Genomic DNA, 16,369 nt, shown 5'->3' with positions numbered 1-16,369 from the left:
CGTATTTCAGTTAGTCAACAAAACCGGTCTTTCATAGCCCTTATGCTGGGGCCATGACAAATGAGGGAATGGGGCTTGCCTGGGGCGCATTCCTGACGACAATGCGGGACAGGCTGGGGCGCTTACTCGTGGATTCTCTTGCGGATCGGAGTCAGCATGCCCGCTAAATCGGTAATGCCGCGCAAGAAACGACTGATCGCGACGCTTCTGGCGTTTGCCTGCCTGCTCGTCATCGGAGATCAGCCGTTTCTCAACGCAGATACCGGGGCGCTGCCAGCCCGGACAGGCGGCGGGGTGGAACAGAGCGCTCAGCCATCCGCGGTCCGGAAGGGAGAACTCCTGAACCCTAAGGACGCCCCCTACAACGCGAAGGGCGACGGAGTTACTGATGACTCCGCCGCGCTCCAGGCGTGGCTCACGGCAGGCGGAACCCGCCTCGCAGACGGCACCTACCGCATAGTTACGGGCCTCACCCTTGCCGGCAACAACCGCCGCTTCTTCACGGAGAACGCTAAGATCCTTGCAGACAAAGCGAATATCACGGCGCTGACCGTGACGGGGAACAACGCCAACATCCGCGCTCACGTGGACGGGAACAACAAGGCAGCGTACGGTGCCAGCGTCACCGGAGCCGGTGCGGTCATAGAGAACGGCCGGTACGAAAACTTCCGCTCAACTACACAATCTGCCCGCGGCATCGACGTCAGAACCGCGGGCGGCGTTACTGTCCGGAACAACGTTATCCGCAACGTGGTGAGTGTCGGTGACACGACCTTGGGAAACGGCAATGGCGCCTCCCGAGGCATCGTCCTGAGCGCCTCTGCAACAGCAACCGCCGCTTCGGTCATCTTGGCCAACCGGATCGAGAACATCACGGGTGAGGAAGGTGACGCGATTCAGGTGCTCTTCTTCGATGGCACATCCTCAACCCCTTTCAACTCCGGTAGGACGACCGTTAGCGATAATGACATTCGGAACGTCTCCCGCCGCTTCATCAAAATCCAGGCATCGGACGTCACCGTGCAGCGCAACAAGCTAAATTTCTACCTCACGACGACCCGGGCTAACCCCTCGTCAGCAATCAGTATTATTCAGTCCGAATACGTCAAGGTTCTCGGCAACGAAATAAACACGAACCTGACCACCAGTTGCATCGCGGTAACCGGCGCCTCTGGAACGCCTCTTCGCGGCATTGAAATACGCGACAACGTACTGCGGCAGGAGGAAGAGAAGACTTCAGTTGGCATCTATCTGAGCTGGACTACGTCCCCGATAGTCCGGGACAACAGCATCTACGGCGGCGGCGTGCCAGTGTGGATAGGTTCGTCTACCAACGCACTCGCAACGGGAAATGCGCCCTACCCCGGCGTTGCTGCCTCCAGATGATCTCGGCCCAAAAAAGCACGAGCTCAGGGATACGTTGAGCTGCCCGCTCTAACTTCGACAAGGACCCGGGGCCGGTCGCCCCACCGTACGGCCAAGTTAGCCGGCACCACCACCTAACCGCCGAAAGCGCCCGCCCGCCGAAGTGGACGAGCGCGATTGCGACTTGAGTTTAGGAACCGAGCGAGAGTTTCACGCCTGATTCAAGTTCCTCACGCGTGTACTTGATGGTGCCGCGACCCGAGATCTCCACACTGTAGAAATCCGAGCCACCTTTTAGATCTGAGGCGGCAAACGGGAACTTGCACCAGCCATCGTCATACTTTCCTATCGTCCGGTCTAGTACTCGTGCATACAGCGACGACGGTGGTCCCTGACACTATCGGGGATGGCCCAGTCTGTAGGCTGCTCGAATGCGGTTTCAGGCTCGCTGAGATCTGCATCCTTGAAACGATCCTTTAGCCTTGCGATCGCCATGGTCACTTCAGCGTCCCACAGTGCCAGGGGAGTTGCGATGTGCTTCTCCCCGACGTATGGCCGCGAAATGGTGACACGCCCATCGAGGGCAACGTAGTCAGAGTGCTCGGCCGCGATCTCATTTAGGAACAGGTTCATGTGATTTTTCACGTGGTCCTGATCGCCGATGTTCTGGACGAGGTGCAGCATATTCCCTCGGTTCCACCGGGGATCGGTGTATAGGTCGATCGCCCGGGTGCGGCCCACGAAGGAATCAGCCACTTCGGCTTTGGTCATCCCGGGGAAGGCCGTCTTGATGGTCTGTTCTGCCCAGCGTTTGTGGTAGTAGCGGAAGATGTCTGTCTGCCCCGAAAGGCTGACGGCGACAGAGCGCCCGAATCGAGTGGCCAGGCGCATGGCAGTGAAGCCGCCTCCGGACGATCCGTCGAATACCGGGAATACCGTTGACGTTGCAGCCATGACCTTGCGGGTTATGAGCTCCATCCAATCGTCGGGGTTTACCTTGGGCGTACCCGCGTACCAGGCCAGGAGATTTGACTCGTCGAGAGTCAATGTCGGGTCAGCAAACAGTAGGAATGGTGCACGGGTCATGACAGAGGAGGTGAAGCGGTGGAACATGAATCCGGGCTGCCCACCCTTCGCGCCATGCAGAGTGATTCGGAGGACGTCACTCGCCTGGGAGTTCGCGCATCCCACCATGAAGCCCAACGTCATGCCATCACCTATGCGGATCTGGTATATCCGTATGTCGTCGTCGGGCGAGGGTTGGAAGTCGTCTATGTCGGTCAGTTCATAGACTGGGCGCTTGTAGTAGGGGTGGGTCTCTTCGACAATTCTCATGGTGTCTTTCTGGAAGTCGGCCGCTGCGAGGTCGATGCGGCGGCTTGGGGCTGTGGCACCTGCTGATTCTAGGGCACCTCTTCAATACCTCCACTGAACCTCCACAGGTACGTAGCGTTGCCCGACAAACTGCAAGTGTTTTTCACTCAGTAGGTACCTCCGGCACCGTAAAACGGGTACCGACTACGCGGGTGGAGTGATAGCTGCCGGTGCTTGACTTCGTATCTTCCTTCGAATTGGAGTTGAGATGCGAATCAAATCAGGGGTGCGCGGCGCTGGTAGAACGTTCGCCGTCGGCGCGATGTCGGCTGTCCTGCTCGTATCTGCGCAGCAACCAATCCTCAACGCGGATGTGGGCGCCCGAGCCCTCCTGTCGACCGAAACTCTAAACGTTGCAATCGACCCGAAGGCCGCTCCTTATAACGCGAAGGGCGATGGAGTCACTGATGACTCTGCAGCTCTCCAGGCGTGGCTCAATGCGGGTGGAACCCGCCTCGCCAGTGGAACTTACCGGATTACCAAGGGCCTGATCCTGAGCGGCGACAACCGCCGGCTCTACACTGAGAACGCCAAGATCCTCGCTGACGGCACGAACATCACTGCACTGACAGTTACCGGCAGCAATGCCAGCATCAGCGCCTACATCGACGGGAACAACAAGGCATCAGACGGCGTCAAAGTCACCGGGCCCGGGGCGGTCCTTGAAAATGGGTGGTACCAAAACTTCCGCTCAACCACGCAGTCCGCCCGCGGCATCGAAGCGAGAACTACGGGTGGCATTATCATCAGGAACAACGTCATCCGCAACGTAGTGAGTGTCGGTGACACGACCTTGGGAAACGGCAACGGCGCCTCCAGAGGCATCCTGCTCAGCGGCCCGGCAGCGGCAACCGCCGAGTCGGTCATCTCGGCCAACATGATCCAGAACATCACCGGTGAGGAAGGCGATGGAATCCAGGTGCTCTTCTTCGACGGCAAAACATCCACCCCTTTCAGCTCCGGCAGGGTGGCCGTCAGCGACAACAACATTTGGAACGTGTCCCGCCGCTTCATCAAAATCCAGGCCTCGGACGTAACCGTGCAGGGCAACAAGCTGTGTTACTACCTCACGACGAGCCCCGCTAACCCGGCCACATCAATCGACATAATTCACTCAGAGAATGTCAAGGTCATCAGCAACGAGGTGAATCCTAACCTGTTGGGACCCGTCGTTATCGCTGTGAGAGGACCATTAGGGGTGCCTCTTCGCGGCATCGAAGTACGCTCCAATATCATCCGACAGGCGGCGACGAAGAAGTCAGTTGGCATTTATCTGACTTGGACTACCGCCCCGATCATTCAAGGCAACCTCATCTACATCAACGGCACAGCCATTCAAATGAGCTACACTACCGGCGCAATCCAGTAATCCTTTCCCCGCTAAATTCAATGTCGCCGCCGACCGCCCACGCAGTGATGCGCAGGCAGTGGATCGGCGTCAGCTTGAACAGTGGATGCGACCCCTAGAATGGTGGTCATGACTTTCGGGGAAAAGCTGTTGAACACTGCCGGCGAGTACGCGGGCCGCCAGCCAAGCGAGATTGCCGCAGAATACGAGCAGGTCGTCTTGGGTCTTGTGTCTGAGAACAAGGTCGAGGGCTGACTCATCGTGGCTGATAGTTTGTACGATCTTGCCAAGCGCCTTGGATCGCCGCGGGGGACGCGAAGTGAAAGCCTTTTGCAAGCCATCGAGCACCACACAGCAGGTATGCGGGCGAAGGACAGCATCGAAGTTCTTGAGATAGGCGAAGCGCCTCAGCAAGAACTCTCTGTCTGGAAGGAGTGGTTTTCCGGCAACTCCTGCTACGCCGTAAGCAGCGCTGCGGCAGCCGTACGCGACGACTCCTATTGGTATGCAGTTGCGAGTCAGCGGTCCCCTCACCTGGTGTTGTCAGATGGCAGCCTGAACCCGGACCATCAGGTGCGTTTCTTCTCCCACATCTTCCCGGTTGCCCAGCCTGGCGCCGTGTTTGTGTTGGAACGCGGCGGCTCGAGCGGACAGGCAGAGGGGTTAGAAGCTTTACTGGCAGAAGTCCTGAGCGCGAAACTCTCCACGGGGTCTCCGCTCACTAAGAGAACTGACTTCCTCGGTTACTGTGCAAGAAACATCGTGGCCGTTGAGCAGACAGAGTCTGCAGTCATTGTCCGGAAGCGCACCTTCGAGCTACAGAAATACACGGCCGCACCTTTACGGGAACTCGCTGAATCGACTTGGCTCCTTGACCCCCCTGGAACTTACGCAAGGGTAACCCCAAAGATTTTTGGGTCGGAGGAAATAGAGCGCAGGACGCTCCATATGATCAAAACTCTCGGCCACACGGCTCACCCTGCAGCGGAGATAGGCGTCCTCAAGGACGTAGTCGTTGTAGAAGGCGGAATCGTTGTGACAAGCGACAATCGCATTGTCGAGGAGTCTTTCATCAACGCACGCCACACGGCGCAGCGAGGTCCGTTCTTCCGCGTAGGTCAGGGAGACATGTTCGTATCGGAGAAACCTGTCTCAGGGCCAGACCGCCTCGTTGACGGTAGGCACGCAATCATCAAACAGACCTGGGACCTGAACTTCGGTCATTGGCTCGTGGACACGTTCCCTCGTGTTGCGAATATCCTTGAGAAATTTCCAACCGAACCGTTACGGTACATTCTCAACGGTGCTGCCCCTCCCCACATCAGGGAACTTCACACAGACGGCCTCCGCGCATTCGGCATACCCGAAGACCGGATCGACTTTGTCGATAGACGCCCTACGTTCGTCAAAGAGGCGATCTATGCAACGCCAATGACCTTGCCGCCTCTTATCAAGTCCCCTCGCGCAATCCAGATACTGGAAGGGGTGAGCCGCCGTTACGAGCAACCGGAACATCCAGCAGGCTCCGCGACGCGCAAGATCTACCTGACACGGAACAACTACCCCAGGCGGAACCTGCTAAACGAGTCCGAGATTTTGCCGATACTTGCCGCAGCTGGTTACGACGTCATCGTTCCGGAACAACTTTCATTCGCTGAACAAGTCAAATTATTCGCCTCCGCGAGCCACGTCGTGGGGAACATGGGGGCAGCATTTTCCAACCTGGCCTTCAGCCCGAAGGGCGTAAAGGTTTTCGCCCTGGCGACAGAGCACATGCTGCATGACTACTTTTACGATCTCGTCTGCCACAAGGGCGGAGAGTATTGGGCCCTCCAGGGTAGTGCGTCTGGTTCAGAGGTTGGCATCGGGGCTGACTTCTCCATCGACACGCACGAATTCGGCCGTCTGTTTGCAGAATTCGATCTGCCGGCCGGCCTCGTCCTATAGCATGTCAGTCATGCTTACAGCCCAAGAAGAAGCCCAGTTCGTCGTGTTCGATGACCTCACCGAGAGCGGGGTCCCGCAAACCAAAGTTTTGGAGAGCGGGCCCCCGGTCGAGTGCGTTGACGCCACCTATCGCCCCGAGGCTAACTGGACTCCTTAGCCGCCGATTCTTGATCGCGGCGGGCGAGTTCTTGCATAAGCAGCCGTTCCCGGACGAGTGCTTCCCCGAGAGCTTTGCAGGCTTCGGCGTAGGCGTCTTGAATACTGATTTCCATGTTGCTCCTTACGATACGGTGGCGGTGACGACGCCGGAGTTGTTGACGGCGATCCGGTAGCGGGTGCCGTTTGGTGCTTTGACTAGGATGCCGCCGCCGAGTGCGAGGTTTTCGTACTCGCCCCCGGCGCTGAACCTTGCGACCTGCCCCGACGCGTTGAGCAAGGACAGCGTGTCCCCGGTGCCAAGGTTGCGGAACTTGGCTAGCGTGCCGTTCCCGGTGCCGGTCTTGTCGATGTCGAGCGTGTTTCCGCCATCGGTTACGGTCTTGAAGTAGACGCCATAGTTTTTGCCTGACAGGAAGATGCCGTACTTGGCCGCCCCTGAGACATCGGTCATGGTGATGTTCAGACCGGTGCCCGCGCCCTGCTGAGCAAGGTTAATCCCGGCCCCGGTGCCCTTGTTGAGAACGTCAAGGGCCGAGCCTGCCCCGGTTCCCTGCTTGGAGACGTAAAGCACTCGGGTGTCGATACCTGCCGGTGTTTCGATGTTCAGCGCGTACTGGGAGGCGTACTGCCCGACGATCCGCATGTCCTTGGTGGTCAAGTTGTTCCACACTAGGGAATCGGTGAGGAACAGCGCGTCCGTGTCGGTATTGGGCTTGAACTGAAGGAACGCGCCAGTGCCGTAATTGCCTGGGTTCTGGGTTTGGTTGTCCGTGTTCTTGATGTAGATCGCGGACCCGATGTCCGTGTTATCAATCTGGAACGCGGGCGCTGCTCGCGAGTACTGGTGGATGGTGATCGCGTTCTTTGCGCCGACCTGGTTGGCGACGTTGATGCCGTATGCCTGCCCGCCGGCCGTGCCCAGCAGGCCCGCGCCCCTGTGCGTGATGACGATGACGGATGACTCATGATCGGCGGTATCAGTGAAGCGGAGGGTGGCCATCGGCCCGGACGACGTGTCCGTGATGTTCACTCCATCCGTCGAGGGTCCCGAAAACACGCCATTGAACTGCCGTGGGGTCAAGGTCGTGGAGGGGTTCCAGTTGGCTGAGCTGTAGCTGGCGCCCGATGTGAAAGCCACTTTCGCGGACACAACATCTCCGGCAGGACTGAGAACTATTTCGCCCGCGAGGTAGGCCGTGGTGGCTTTCCACTTAGGAACGAAGGCAGCGGAAAGTGCCGCCTTTGTGGCGCCGCTTCCGCTGACCGCGGCGGCGATGGCTGTGTCGGCAGGGGCGCCAACGAGGGCGGCGGAAGAAGCCGCGGCCGCGGCAGAATTTGCAGCGTCCCCGCTGGCCGTTTCGGCTGCTTCCCTGGCAGCGATGGCTTCGTTGCGGAGTCCATCGTAGGAGTAGAAGAACCCTTCGAAGGTGCCTGACTTCCACTTCACCCGAGGGACTGTAACGATGCATGGCTGTATGAATCCATACGCGTTGGACGTGAGCGGGTTGGTAAGTGGGAGCCCCGACGGGTCCTTGAGCGTGATCGGTGAGACGCCGGCCTCGTCGGACGGGTCGTAAAGGTACACGGTCCCGTCCCGAACCACGTTCTCAGGGTTGAGCGGGTCCACGACCAGCTGCATGTCGAGCGGGTAATCAGTCATTGGTGACCTCTTTCTGAATGTTCTTCGGTGTCACCTTGAGCCGCAGGAGGTAGGAGCCCATCGCCGTCAGGAACGACTTGGTGACGAGGATCAGAAGTGCAATCCAGAAAGCCTCTGTGGTCACTTCGAAGGCGCTCATCAGGTTGGTGATTCCTCCGCCGATCAGCACGAGGGCGTCAAGGATGAATCCGGTGTACAGGGTGCGCCAGGCCCGGGTGAGTGCATCGATGTGCAACGCCCACCACGGATCCTTGGTGGCTGCCGGCAAAGCTTCATGGTCTCCCACGGGTAGGTCCTCTCTGTGGATGAATGGTTGGCTAGACGAGATTGAGGACCTGGCCGGGGTGGATAAGGTCGGCGTTGATTCCTGGGTTGGCCCGGATGATCTGTGCCAGCGGGATGCCGAACTGATCTGCGATACCTGAGAGTGTGTCGCCCGGATCGACGATGCACTGGGTGACGGGCGGCGTTACCACGGATCCGGACGGGAGGTTGAGTACCTGTCCGATCTCGATGGAGTCAGGGTTGGCCAGCTGCGGATTCACCGCGATCAGGGCGGAGAGGTCGGCGCCGAACTGCGCGGCAATACCGGACAGGGTGTCTCCCGGGTCAACGACGCATTCCGCGTAGCCGGCTGGCCGCTCCACGGTTGCCGGAGCCGGCGCGGACTGCGGCGTGACGACTACAGCATCGGGTGCTTCGCCGCCGGTTAGGACGTCGTTGATGGAAGCGCGGAGACCGTCCATCCCGCCGGGCCAGCCGGCCGGATCGATCTTGCCCTCAGATGAGTACTCCTTGTGGCTGATCTGCAGGCGGGCGTCCTCTGGCAGATGCGAGAGGTAGGCGCGTTCCAGTGCGGCGCCCAGGTGCGGGGCGACCCGGATCTGATCTTCGGTCCAGTCCCAGGGGGCGACGCCTGAGGATTCCATCTCGATGCCGATGAGGTAGTGGTTGCCCATGTCCGTCGGGACGCCAGCAGCGGATCCTGCCCCGGCGTGGTTAGACAGCCCGGCCGCGGTGATGTAGACGGTGCCCGATCGACCGAAAACGATCTGGCACAGCGGACCAGCGACGTCGCTGCGCCCATAGGTGCAGATGTTCAGCGACGGCGCGTCCATGGCGGCCAAGGAGTTGCGGCTGGCCACGGTGTGGTGCCAGACGATGCCGCGTACTTCGGCGAGATCACGGCCGAGGAATCCGCGGTTCTGCCAGCCGTCGACTTCCACGACAGTCAAACCGGCATCGCGGAGGACGTTTGCGAGGTTGGAGAGGATCATGATGGCCCCTTTCCGGGCATGAAAAAAGCCCCGACGTGCGCGGGGCTTAGCGGGGTCGTGCTTCCTAGAGGTTCGGGTTGGCCAGGATTGATGGCGGGGCGGCTGCAACGGCGCGGCACTGGCCGCCGTCGGAGTCCACTTCGCGGTCGGTGTACGTGATCCGCCACAGGCCGTTGTCTTGGCAGAATGTGTCGGCGATTCCGCGCCCCGGATCGCCCTTGGGGCCGCCTGGACCTTCCGGCCCGGCCGGACCCCGGCACGCATCGTTAGTGCAGGCAGTTTGTACGGCAGCGAGGACCATCTCTGGGCTGGGCCCGGGGCCGGTTGCGCCGATGCAGGCACCGGCGGAGCAATAGTCGGTGACCGCGGCCAGGACCGTCTCGTACTGGGGGGCCAAGGGTTTGGCGTCTTGGCCGTCCTTGCCCGCCGGGCCCGTGCAGCGGCCGTCAGAGCAGAACTTCACGAACGCCGCGGCAATGTCATCGGCCGTGGGCTCGGCGCCGTCAGCGCCCCTGCAGTTGGGGCCCTCCGCGCAGTAGGCGCGGAAGACCTGCACCAGTTCCGCCCGAGACGGGCCCAGCACAACCGGGGGTTCCGCCGGCTGTTGTATCGGCTCCTGCGCCGCGGTGGCCAGCTTCTCGCAGAGATCCTTGTCGAATATCTCCGTGTCCTTGGTCCCGCATAGCGCCTTCTGCGCCTCCTTCGCCAGATCCTTCTTCTCGGCCTGCTCCGTGACGACCTGCGCCCCAGATACGTCCACCTGATGCAGAGCAATGTTTAGCAGCGGCACAATGATCGCCACCGAGATGGCCAGCAGCATCGCCAGGCCGAACAGCCACCATTTCTGCCGCTGATCCCGCACCCTGGCCTCTGTCACTTTCTGCTCAAGATCAGCCGTTTGCTGCTCCAGTTCCTCGCTCATACGTCCTCCAACTTAGGGATGGCCGTCCACTTATCCGGCTCGGGTTCGATGTCGTGCCGGAGCAGCTGCTCGCGCCAGGCGTTACCGTCGGCCGTTTTGATCTCCAACGCCAAATTCAGCCAGCGGTTCTTCTGCTCGGATTTCCGCAGCTGCTCCTTGAAGTGGTCCACCATCATGGCTTCCCCCGTCTCGCGCTTCTTGTCAGCCCGCCGGATGAGGAACGCCATGCCCCCACCGAGCGCGCCGAGCAGCGCCACGACCGCCCCAATAAATCCTGTTGTGGCGGTGATAACTCCAGCATCCACACGTCTAGTCCTCCCTCGTGGGCTGTCTGGCGATTACCACCCGATCGCTATCCAATTGGCGCGGTGTAGCTGGCCGGGTAGCCTTGTCCCGTTGTCGCCCTGCACCGTGTAGACGAAGCTGTTGGTGGAGATCGGCTGGGGCCAGTGCGGAGCGCCAGCCATTGCCATTGAAATGGTCTTCCCTATCGCCTGATCGATGGAGCTGTCCCCGTTTTCCGCATTGGCGTAGAGCACCCCGTTAGGGAATGGATTGGGGAAGGTGACCCTGGCGTACCCACTGTTGTCCGCATTGGCGACCAGCGTTCCGGTCTGCACCAAGAACTGGACCCCTGCCGCAGGCGCCCCGCCTACCAGCGAATTACCGACCCCGAAAAGGGGTATTTTGCCGATGTCGGAGGCCTTTACCCACGCCACGGTGTCACTCGCTCCGATGACCAGGCGCCAGATCGCTCCGTTGATGTTCACCTCAGTGCCGATCCGCTTCAGGTATGTTCGGACCAGGTCATCCTTGGCCAACATGCCGCCGTTTCCGGCCCACACGCGGAGATCCACCAAGTCTTGAGGCTGGGTCTGGCCGCCCACCCACTTGGCCAGGTACAGCGGCTGATCATCCAAGGTGCCGGGAGTGTTCTCGCGTGCGGCCGGGATCTCCTTCGCCGATCCACCGGCAACCTTCGTGACCAACGTCGGGCCGCCCGCCAAGGGAGTCCAGTCACGCCGGACGGTGATCAGGTCCCACCGGGTCACCCCCGCGGCAGGAGCGTCGCACACAACCGTCACAACGCCGGGGGACTCGTCCAGCACACCGTGGCCCCAAGCTTTGCCGCCGGCGACATTCACCGCGTACGGCGTGGACGGATGGGCGGTGACCTTGAAATCTCCCTGGCCGTCGACGCCGTACTCGGACGAGCCGATGTGCGGGTGGGCCTTCGCCCACTTGACCTCAGTGACGAGGGAAGCGGGCGTGCCCGCGCTCGTGTCGTAGAACGTGCTGAGAATGGACACTGGTTACTTCCTTCGGAGGTCTCGGACGCCCGCCGCGACGGTGGCTATCGCCTGGGCTAGTTCCTGGTCTGTGTTGTCGCTGATCTCGCCGATAGCCGGCACCACCTCGAGGCCGTTACTCCGCGTCCAGGAGATCGCCACCGAACGCAGCGTGTCCGTGATGGTCAGGCCCGCCCCAACTTCGAGGCTCACCCGATCACCCACGCGCACACCGCCCGGGCCGCCGTATCGGAAGACGGATGTCTCGGAGAGCTTCACGGACAGGCCCGACTTCTGGGCGGTCTCCGCGAACGTCTCGGCCGCGCGCTCCCCGTAAACGTCGCCGACGCCGGAGTCCCTGGCGTCGCGGAACACCTCGATCCGCTCGCCAATCGCTGCGGCGAGCGCCGGGTCTGTGTAGCCGACGAAGGTTCGGAGGGTTCCTTCGCCTTGGCCGCCGACGATGACGTCGGTGGCTTCGGCTTCGGCCTGGTCCCACTCCCATTCGGTGACTACGCCGCCGGCTTCTGTGAGGGTGCGGGGGTGCAGTTGCGGTGTGTAGCAGTCCACTATGAGGCCGGAGCCTTGCTGGCGGACGGTGACGCCGATCCCGGCGGTGTCGACGGCGGGAAACAACCGGTCAGCGAGGGGGTGGAAGCGGAAGGCTGTGGTGATGTTGTCGCCGCGGCCCAGGTCCGGGCCGACGGTGACAGGTTCGCCCAGGCGATTGATCGCGTTGGCCGTAACGGCCGCCTTGACCACGGTCTCCGCTGGGCCGCTGAGGGTGTGGTATTCGCTGGTCTGGGCGTTGAGTGCTGCGGTGGGGACCGGCCAGCCGCTGATGCGATGGAAGAGCCGGAAATCGTCCACAACGGTGAACGTCATCGACCCGTTCAGGGACGGGCCCTGGCCCTTCTTGGCGCGGACCTTGCCGCCGATCAGGTACTCGCCCTGGTACTCGATGGTGACCCGGGCGCCGCGCTCCATAAGCAGCGGCAGCTTCGCGTTACCGGAACCTACGGTGATGGAAGCGTCGCCGATACCGTTATGGACCGGAACAGCCACCACTGATTCGGGATCCCCGAGCCAGCCCTGCCGGACGAAGTCCTTGTCGTAGAGGGTGATGACGAACGGTGATTCTTCGTCTGTCACCAGGCCCTCCAATACAGGGGCGTCAGTTCGACCAGCATTGCCCCGCCTCCGGTGATGCTGATGTTGACCGGGGACGTCTGGCCTGCCGGGATCCTTGCCCAGTTCACAGCGCCCGTAAGATCCGCGGTGCGATCAACAGGGTTCGTAAACAAGGCCGGAGTGTTCCCCGTCGCCGGGGTGTAGTCACATTCAAGCGCGGTACGCACCCGGGGGTCCGTGTCGATGACGACCGCCTTGCCAGCCGCCACCACGAACGGGACTTCGACGACGTCGGCACCCACGCCCGCATGGGCTGCGGTGGACGGGCCAATGACTGTCCACACCGGCCAGGCGTCCTCGTCGCCGTCGTTCGATACCGCAGCGTTGGCCATAGTGTGGCCGGTCATGATGTTCACCATCTGCGGGCCCACGGCCTCGTAGAACTCCTGAGCCCCACCAGCTCCCCACGCGGCCCGTACTGTGGTGCCCGTCCAGAACGGCTGGTCAGCGACCAGGAGAGCCACGTAGGCGGCCCAGCGACGCATCGCCGGGTCCGTGTCGTACGCGTGATCCTCCGGGATGTAACGGAGCTTGATGGACCGCTTGGCGCCCGTGCCGCCAGGGCTGACTGTGAGGGTCCCCTGGCGGCGCGGATGCATCGACTTCCAGAACCTCCGGTCATGCTCAATCCACGCCTTGGAACTGGCGTCCTCGAACACGGCCAACGGCAGAACGACGTTCCGCTCCTCCGCGATCGCGCCCGTGAACACCTGCCCAGGAACAGCCGGGCCCTTCCGGACCCACTGAGTGAACTTCGGGTGATGCAAGCCCTCGACGCCGTCGCGCAGCAGGCAGACGCCACCATTCGGGTCCGTGAGGTCCCAAACGGTGCCGTCATGCCCGGTCCACGTCATACCGGTCTTGACCCATAAAGCGGCCGGGACCGGAGCCGACGGCGCCGGAACTGCATAGGCGATACCTGCCACGGTTACCCTCCAGCTGTGATCAATTTGAGGTTGCTGCGGGTAGATGCCCGCCGCTTCTTGGCATCCATCGCGTCAACGATGTGATCAGGATTGCCGTACACCGGGCCATTGAAGTTCACGATCGAGCCAGCTGCGGCGGCGGCGGCCGCTCCAGCATCCCTTCCGGCCGTCGCACTGGACCCCTGACCGCCATTGACGCTGAGCGACGCACTGGACATCAGCCGCTGTGCTGCTGCTGCCACCGCGCGCTGCTCAGAATCGATGCCACCCGCGAAGTCCTTGGCCAGCGCCTGCCCCGAGAAAGAGGTGTAACCCCTGCCGCTGAACGGACCCCTTTTGGCTGGCGAATGCGGGAAAAACGACTTCGCGAAGTCCAGCACGCCACCCACCGCGTCGCCGATGGCCCCGACCATGCCGGAAATTCCATCAATGAATCCCTGGATCAGGGCCTGTCCCGCATTCAGTAGGAATGAGCCCAGATTGCCAAGGGCCGACATGATATTTCCGGGTAAATCGACGAAGAACCGGACGATATTTCCGATAAATCCGCCGACGCCACTGACCACGTTTGACCAGGTGTCGGAAAAGAAGCTTCCGACCCGGCCAAGCCCGTCCTGGATGCTGGACCAGACCCGCTGGAAGGTTGGAACCAAGGTTCCGGTAAACCAGCGGATCACGTTATTCACGGTGTCCTGGATGAACGAGAACACCGATTGGAAAATCTGCCGACCCAGCTCGGTCTGGGTAAAGAACCAGATCAGGCCAGCGACCAGGGCAACAATCGCCAGGATCACAATCCCGATGGGGTTGGCGCTCATCGCCGCGTTCCAAGCCCACTGCGCAGCCGTCGCGATACCTGTTGCCGCTGCCCCTGCGAGCTGTGCCGCCTTCGCAGCCACCATAGCTGCGCCGGTAGCCACCATGGATCCGATGGCTGCGAGACGCGAGCCTGTGCTCGCCGTGGTGGCAACCGTGTCCGTGACCGTCGCTGCGGTCTGTCCACGGATGGCTGCTGCCAGGGCGAAGTTCGACGCGGCCTGAGCTGCAGCCACTGGCACGGACGCCAGAGCCGCGATGTTCCCTGCGATCTGGGCGAGCCGCCAGATCACCACTCCCGCCGCGAGCGCGATTATCGCTGCGGTCAGGATTCCGGTGTTGTCAGCGAGAAACTGCATAGTGCCAGCAGCACCCTCGAGGAGCGGCTTCAGGAGCGGGAGTGCCCCGGCGATCAGCTTGCCGATTTCGGTGGACATGTCGCCGACGGCTTTGCCGACCTCAACGAGGATAGGCCCGGCAGGACGTGCCACGGCAAGAAACGCCTCCCACACTGAGCCCATCTGTGAGAAATCGCCGGTACTGACGGCCTGTTTGATGGCATCGTAGGCCAGCCGGACACGGTATCCGACTTCCTCCATGAAGCCAGGAAACCCCGAGGACGTGATGTCGCCGTCGGCCGCGATGAAGGCTGCCTTGAAGGCGTAAAAGCCGCCTCGGGCTTCGTCAAGTGCTACGCGCGTCCCGTACCCGAAGCGCTCCATGAACCCGGCGAAACCGGACGAGGTGATGTCGCCGTCCGCCGCCGAGAAGGCGGCCTGAAAGGCGCGGATGCCACCGATAGCCTCGCCTAGGAACTTGCCGAAACCGGTGGACGGGTCCAGCCCCAGAGCCTTGACGAGATCCGGGGTCAGTGCCCCTGATGCTATGCCAGCCTGGAACGCGGAAATCTTGGCCACAAAATCGGTCAGGCCTGTAGCGAAGACTGTGGCGCGGGCCGTCGACTTTTCAAATGCGGCGGGCAGCCGGTCGTTCATAAAGCCGTAGAGCGACGTCGCTGCGGGCAGGAAGGCCGCAGCGATGGACTGCTTGCCTTCCTTCATGATGGCGTTGAAGGTCGACTGGCGGGAGGCGAACGTTCCGGCTTCGCGGGCCGCGGCGCCGTGGGCATCTGCGGTCTGCTTCATAATCAGCGACAGTGTCGCTGCCTGGGAAGCCTCAGCAGAAAGCGAGCCGCCGACTTTCTCGAAGCCCAGGGCAGCGGCCTCGGCGTCGATCTTCGCCTGGTTGAGGCTTACGCCGTACTTCTCGATCGGGTCGCGCTCACCCTTAAGTGCCGAAGAAAGGGCCTCGACGGCGCCCTTGGTTGAGCCACCGAACTGGGCGGAGAGATCCCCGCCCAGGCTGATGAGCTGGTTGGTTTTGGGGGCGAGCTGATCCATGGCGATGCCGCCGTTTTTCAGCTGCGCACCGATCACGGTTCCGAGCTCGTTGTACTCGTTCTTGGTCAGGCCCAAGGCGTTCTTCGCGTTCGACGCGTAATCGAACATGGTGGCGGAGGCGTCTTTGAAGACAGCCTGGATGCCACCAACAGACTGCTCCAGCTGGCCCGCGCCCTGGATGGACTCGACGAAGCTGTCCTTGAGCTTATCGATCCCGATCAGGGTGCCGAGCCCTACAAGGGCGCCCCGGAACGCCTGGCCGAACGTCCGGCCGCCTTCACGGCCGGACGTCTCAACCTCGCTGGAGACCTTGCTGCGGAAGCCTGTGAAGACTGGCTCGATCGCTACCTGGCCGGAACCGACTTCATCAGCCATCGGGCGTCTCCGTTCGTAATTGCCCGAAGGCGCTCATTGCCCTCAGCTGCTTGGTCAGGGCCTGTCGTTCTTCAGGTGTGACATCAGCGGCCTTGGGCTCGGTGTCCCACGGCAGATCAATCTGAATCGGCTTGTCACCCTTGCCTCGGGTCGCGTTCACCACGCGGGCAAACGTGCCGGCAGCATAGATTTCCTGCCTGCTGGCCGCGTACTTCCAACCAAGGATTGACGCCGTGAGGTGCGAATCAAGTTCCTGGGTCAGACCCTCAATTAGGTCCGCCGCTTCCTCGTAGCTGTAGCTCAAGCCCATTTCGTCGGCG

At 61.6% G+C, this 16,369-nt stretch carries 16 protein-coding genes; 4 read left to right on the top strand and 12 right to left on the bottom strand.

Features of this window, described 5'->3' with window-relative positions:
- The first annotated feature begins 156 nt into the window (after positions 1-156).
- The gene (locus NG701_RS17215; protein WP_252569128.1) at positions 157-1,386 is read left to right on the top strand and encodes a right-handed parallel beta-helix repeat-containing protein; all 1,230 of its coding nucleotides are present in this window, start codon (positions 157-159) and stop codon (positions 1,384-1,386) included.
- 336 nt (positions 1,387-1,722) lie between these two features.
- On the opposite strand, the gene NG701_RS17210 is transcribed toward NG701_RS17215, so the two are convergent.
- Positions 1,723-2,700 carry a hypothetical protein gene (locus NG701_RS17210; protein WP_252569126.1) on the bottom strand — a complete coding sequence of 326 codons (978 nt, stop codon included), beginning with the start codon at positions 2,698-2,700 and terminating at the stop codon, positions 1,723-1,725.
- A 247-nt stretch (positions 2,701-2,947) separates the two neighbouring features.
- Here NG701_RS17210 and NG701_RS17205 point away from each other — a divergent pair, with 247 nt between their 5' ends.
- From NG701_RS17205 to NG701_RS17200, 3 genes are all read left to right on the top strand, one after another.
- Complete coding sequence (locus tag NG701_RS17205; protein ID WP_252569124.1) at positions 2,948-4,108, top strand: right-handed parallel beta-helix repeat-containing protein; 1,161 nt, start codon at positions 2,948-2,950, stop codon at positions 4,106-4,108.
- Between the two features lie 108 nt (positions 4,109-4,216).
- A complete protein-coding gene (locus NG701_RS21055; protein WP_256475896.1) occupies positions 4,217-4,342 on the top strand; it encodes a hypothetical protein in 126 nt (41 codons plus the stop codon).
- An 18-nt stretch (positions 4,343-4,360) separates the two neighbouring features.
- Positions 4,361-6,034, top strand: a complete 1,674-nt coding sequence (locus NG701_RS17200; RefSeq protein WP_252569121.1) for a glycosyltransferase family 61 protein — start codon at positions 4,361-4,363, stop codon at positions 6,032-6,034.
- A 140-nt stretch (positions 6,035-6,174) separates the two neighbouring features.
- On the opposite strand, the gene NG701_RS21050 is transcribed toward NG701_RS17200, so the two are convergent.
- The 11 genes from NG701_RS21050 to NG701_RS17150 form a co-directional block, all read right to left on the bottom strand.
- The gene (locus NG701_RS21050) at positions 6,175-6,306 is read right to left on the bottom strand and encodes a hypothetical protein (RefSeq protein WP_256475895.1); all 132 of its coding nucleotides are present in this window, start codon (positions 6,304-6,306) and stop codon (positions 6,175-6,177) included.
- A gap of 8 nt (positions 6,307-6,314) precedes the next feature.
- Positions 6,315-7,853: a hypothetical protein gene (locus NG701_RS17195; RefSeq protein ID WP_252569119.1), complete on the bottom strand. Its 1,539-nt coding sequence runs from the start codon at positions 7,851-7,853 to the stop codon at positions 6,315-6,317.
- Positions 7,846-8,139 (bottom strand): hypothetical protein, encoded by a 294-nt coding sequence (locus NG701_RS17190; RefSeq protein WP_252569116.1) that lies wholly within the window; start codon positions 8,137-8,139, stop codon positions 7,846-7,848. The genes NG701_RS17195 and NG701_RS17190 overlap by 8 nt, the downstream gene beginning before the upstream one ends.
- 31 nt (positions 8,140-8,170) lie before the next feature.
- Positions 8,171-9,130 (bottom strand): LysM peptidoglycan-binding domain-containing protein, encoded by a 960-nt coding sequence (locus NG701_RS17185; RefSeq protein ID WP_252569114.1) that lies wholly within the window; start codon positions 9,128-9,130, stop codon positions 8,171-8,173.
- Positions 9,131-9,194: 64 nt separating this feature from the next.
- The gene (locus NG701_RS17180; RefSeq protein WP_252569112.1) at positions 9,195-10,052 is read right to left on the bottom strand and encodes a hypothetical protein; all 858 of its coding nucleotides are present in this window, start codon (positions 10,050-10,052) and stop codon (positions 9,195-9,197) included.
- Positions 10,049-10,357, bottom strand: a complete 309-nt coding sequence (locus NG701_RS17175; protein WP_252569110.1) for a hypothetical protein — start codon at positions 10,355-10,357, stop codon at positions 10,049-10,051. The genes NG701_RS17180 and NG701_RS17175 overlap by 4 nt, the downstream gene beginning before the upstream one ends.
- Before the next feature lie 33 nt (positions 10,358-10,390).
- Positions 10,391-11,362, bottom strand: a complete 972-nt coding sequence (locus NG701_RS17170; RefSeq protein WP_252569108.1) for a hypothetical protein — start codon at positions 11,360-11,362, stop codon at positions 10,391-10,393.
- A 3-nt stretch (positions 11,363-11,365) separates the two neighbouring features.
- On the bottom strand, positions 11,366-12,493 hold the full coding sequence (locus NG701_RS17165; protein ID WP_252569106.1) for a Gp37-like protein: 1,128 nt from the start codon (positions 12,491-12,493) through the stop codon (positions 11,366-11,368).
- The gene (locus tag NG701_RS17160; protein ID WP_252569104.1) at positions 12,490-13,458 is read right to left on the bottom strand and encodes a hypothetical protein; all 969 of its coding nucleotides are present in this window, start codon (positions 13,456-13,458) and stop codon (positions 12,490-12,492) included. Before NG701_RS17160 ends, NG701_RS17165 begins: the two co-directional genes overlap by 4 nt.
- A 2-nt stretch (positions 13,459-13,460) precedes the next feature.
- Positions 13,461-16,049: a phage tail protein gene (locus tag NG701_RS17155; RefSeq protein WP_252569102.1), complete on the bottom strand. Its 2,589-nt coding sequence runs from the start codon at positions 16,047-16,049 to the stop codon at positions 13,461-13,463.
- Positions 16,042-16,359, bottom strand: a complete 318-nt coding sequence (locus NG701_RS17150; RefSeq protein ID WP_252569100.1) for a hypothetical protein — start codon at positions 16,357-16,359, stop codon at positions 16,042-16,044. The genes NG701_RS17155 and NG701_RS17150 overlap by 8 nt, the downstream gene beginning before the upstream one ends.
- Positions 16,360-16,369 lie beyond the last annotated feature (10 nt).

The sequence above is a fragment of the Pseudarthrobacter cellobiosi genome (assembly GCF_023913815.1).
GTDB lineage: Bacteria > Actinomycetota > Actinomycetes > Actinomycetales > Micrococcaceae > Arthrobacter > Arthrobacter cellobiosi.
This window is presented reverse-complemented; position numbering and strand designations above follow the sequence as displayed.